We start from the raw sequence: 3,010 nt of genomic DNA, 5'->3' as shown, positions 1-3,010 counted from the left end.
AGCTGGAGGAAGTCGAGACGCAAAAGCAGTTGGCGCGGGCCAATTTGAATGCCTACCAGGCGCGTTTTTCTTCGTTGAAGCAGGGGAATATGCCTTCCATCGATTCCTTTATGGAATCACCCGAAGCTCAGAAAATTCGTCAAGAAATCGATCGTCTCGAAGAGCAAAAGCGTCGATTGTCGGAGACCGAAGGCCTTTCTTCGCCGGCTCTTGCCGCACTCGACAGTCGAATCGAAGAGCAGAAGGCCAAACTGCGTCAAGCCATTCTGGCGTCGCGCGAAAGGAGCAGCGGCTCGCTCTTTAGTCGCGAAGAAGACAATGCCAAACAAAAATTCAATGAACGCATCGTCGCTGAGGAATTAAACCTTTACACTTTGGACAATAAAGAGCGATACCTACGCAATCTTATTGAAAAGTATCGCTCCCAAAATCCCAACATACTTGAGCATGCCATTGAGTTGGCGCAGCTTCAGCGGACGAAAAAAGTCAACGAAAACCTCTATACTTATTTAGTGGAAAAAGCCGAAGAAGCCAAAATCAATGCCGCCACAGGCTCTGGAGGAGTTCGTGTCGTCGATGAACCTTCCTTACCGCTCAAACCAAAATCGCAAAATCGGTCCCGCAACATAGCCGTAGCCTTTATCCTTTCGCTCGGCTTGGGATTCGGCCTGGCGTTCGTGCGCGATTACCTCGACAACTCGATTTATTCCGTTGAGGACATCCAACGCTTGGGCGATCTAACTGTTTTAGGCGCTATACCGGAAATCAAAACTTCGGAAACTCAGCCGATCGTCGCCAAAAACGGCAAGAACGGCCGATTTATGAATATTCAGGAGCTTTACTATTTTGAAGACCGAATGAACGGTTACCGAAACAAAGTGATTTCTTTAGTTCAGGATCAGGAGCCGCTGGTGGACGCCTATCGACACGTGCGCACCAACCTCCAATTTGCGGATGTCGACAATTCTCTCCGCCGTCTGTTGGTGACCAGCTCGATTCCCGGCGAGGGCAAGACCCTGACGACCGCAAATCTGGCGATCTCTTTTGCAGAACTCGGCAAACGCGTTTTGGTCGTCGAAGCGGACCTGCGTAAACCGCATATGCATATCTTGTTCAATCTTCGCCGCTCACCCGGACTGGCGGATTATCTGGCGCGCGACTTGGCGCTCGATAAGGTCATTTATCTCACGCACGTCCCCAACGTTTTTGTCATACCGGCCGGAACGGTACCGCCGAATCCGGGGATGATCCTGGCAAGCCAAAAGATGTCAGAGCTAATAACCAAATTGGAGCACAACTTTGACATTGTTTTGTGCGACACGCCGCCCGTCATTTCGGTGACCGACGCCGTCATTCTTTCCAAAACTGTCGGTAACGTCATCCTGGTTGTCCGCTTTGGCAAAACCAATCGTCACATCATTAAAGATGCGCTGCAGCGTCTCGAATTTGTCAAGTCTCAGGTACGGGGGATTGTATTAAACGGTATGGAAAAGAGCAAGGGATACGGCTATTACCGGTACGATTATTCGTATTACGCAAGCCGTTATTATACGGAAGAAAAAAGCGGCGGCAGGAAAAAGATGTTTTCTCCTTTCAAATAAACTTACTGCTGCTGTTCTCTTTAACGAGGCGGCCGCTGCCGTTTTTCAAATTCCTTACGATCTTTTTCGAATTTAGCCACCATTTCCCGATATTTTTCTTTCTGCTTATCGTCCAAAATCTGTTCAAAATTACGTCCGAACTGCTTGCGGATTTCTTCGGCACGCTCAAAATACTGCTTTCCGGCGCTCTCAAATTCACTGCGCAAATTTGCCAGCATTACCCGTAAGCTGTCCTGCTGCATCGGCGTCAAGCCGAGCTCCTGAGTAAACATGTCGAACAGGAAATCGCCTTTATGGTGAGGACCGCCCTTGTCTTTGAATTTCGGCGGACCAGGCCGCAGGACCGAGCGATCCAGCAGTAGGCCGAAGCCGGTTCCCAAAAGAAAAAAAGTCAAAAGACTTAAAACCGCCATCTTTTTTGAAGCCATCATTGCCGTTCTCCCGTTGTGCTGGGCAATTCATTCTTGATCAAAAACGCCAAAGCCTGCTCATCGGATTCCAAAGAATAAGGAACCTCGGTAGAATAGAACTGCGTAAACAGATTCAGTGATTCGGTCTCCCTTGCAGACTGCGGAATCGTCAAAAAAATCAGCATAATCGATACCGAAAGCGCCGCAAAGAGGAGCGGCCTGGGTATTCCTTCAAAGACGGTCCAGAAGCGCTCCTTTGCCGAAGCGCGGTATTCGGCCATAACGCGCTGTGCGAAAAAGGGTCTGACTTTGGGTGCAGGGAATTCTTTGACCGTTTGCTGAATTTTCGATAACCGTTGCAAATCGGCTGCACACCGCGCGCATTCTTTGATGTGTTTTTGCGCAAGCGCCTGCTCTTGCTTGCTCAATGTGCCGTCGACTGACAGCAGCACAAGCTTACGCAATGTTTTATGGTTCATAACAAATCCTCCCGATAAGGGGCCAACTCCTGCAGCAATTCCTGCCTGGCGCGGAAAAGACGAGATTTTACTGTTCCCATCTTCCACCCCAATGCGGCTGCAATTTCTTCATAGGAGAGCTGGTTCAATTCTCTCAGAACAAGAATCATGCGGGATGAGGCAGGAAGCCGTTCCATCGCCCGCAACAAAATTTTTTTCCTTTCATCCTTTTCCAGCAGCATCACCGGATTCGGTGCTTCGTCCATAAAGGACTGCTCTTCATTGGTTTCTTCGTTTACCTTGAAAAAGTTCATGATGCTGCGCACCTTTTTCTTGCGGAGATGATCTCGGCAGACGTTGACGGCGATGCGCGTCAGCCACGACTTGAAGGGCGCTCTGAACTCATAGTTTTCGATGGCCATCAACATCTTGATAAAGGCGTCTTGAGCCAGGTCTTCAACCACCGAATCATCTCGAACGATCGAAAAGATCAAACGATGCACAAAAGGAGCATATAGTTCGATCAGCTGTGTCAAAGCCG

Annotated in this window: 4 protein-coding genes; 1 reads left to right on the top strand and 3 read right to left on the bottom strand. The window is 49.2% G+C overall.

Features of this window, described 5'->3' with window-relative positions; translation table 11 throughout:
• Positions 1-1,601, top strand: a 1,601-nt coding sequence (locus ONB24_06495; protein ID MDZ7315754.1) for a polysaccharide biosynthesis tyrosine autokinase, incomplete at its 5' end; no start/stop codon positions are given.
• Positions 1,602-1,621: 20 nt separating this feature from the next.
• Here ONB24_06495 and ONB24_06490 read toward each other — a convergent pair.
• The 3 genes from ONB24_06490 to ONB24_06480 all read right to left on the bottom strand — a co-directional run.
• A complete protein-coding gene (locus ONB24_06490) occupies positions 1,622-2,032 on the bottom strand; it encodes a hypothetical protein (protein ID MDZ7315753.1) in 411 nt (136 codons plus the stop codon).
• Positions 2,029-2,490 (bottom strand): zf-HC2 domain-containing protein, encoded by a 462-nt coding sequence (locus tag ONB24_06485; protein MDZ7315752.1) that lies wholly within the window; start codon positions 2,488-2,490, stop codon positions 2,029-2,031. Before ONB24_06485 ends, ONB24_06490 begins: the two co-directional genes overlap by 4 nt.
• The coding region (locus ONB24_06480; protein ID MDZ7315751.1) for a sigma-70 family RNA polymerase sigma factor at positions 2,487-3,010 on the bottom strand (524 nt) is incomplete at its 5' end. The genes ONB24_06480 and ONB24_06485, both read right to left, overlap by 4 nt.

This window comes from candidate division KSB1 bacterium (genome assembly GCA_034505495.1).
Lineage (GTDB): Bacteria > Zhuqueibacterota > Zhuqueibacteria > Residuimicrobiales > Krinioviventaceae > Fontimicrobium_A.
This window is presented reverse-complemented; position numbering and strand designations above follow the sequence as displayed.

Coding starts and splice junctions, on each gene's coding strand:
- ONB24_06490 (MDZ7315753.1), bottom strand. CDS start 2,032: ATGATGGCTTCAAAAAAGATGGCGGTTTTAAGTCTTTTGACTTTTTTT.
- ONB24_06485 (MDZ7315752.1), bottom strand. CDS start 2,490: ATGAACCATAAAACATTGCGTAAGCTTGTGCTGCTGTCAGTCGACGGC.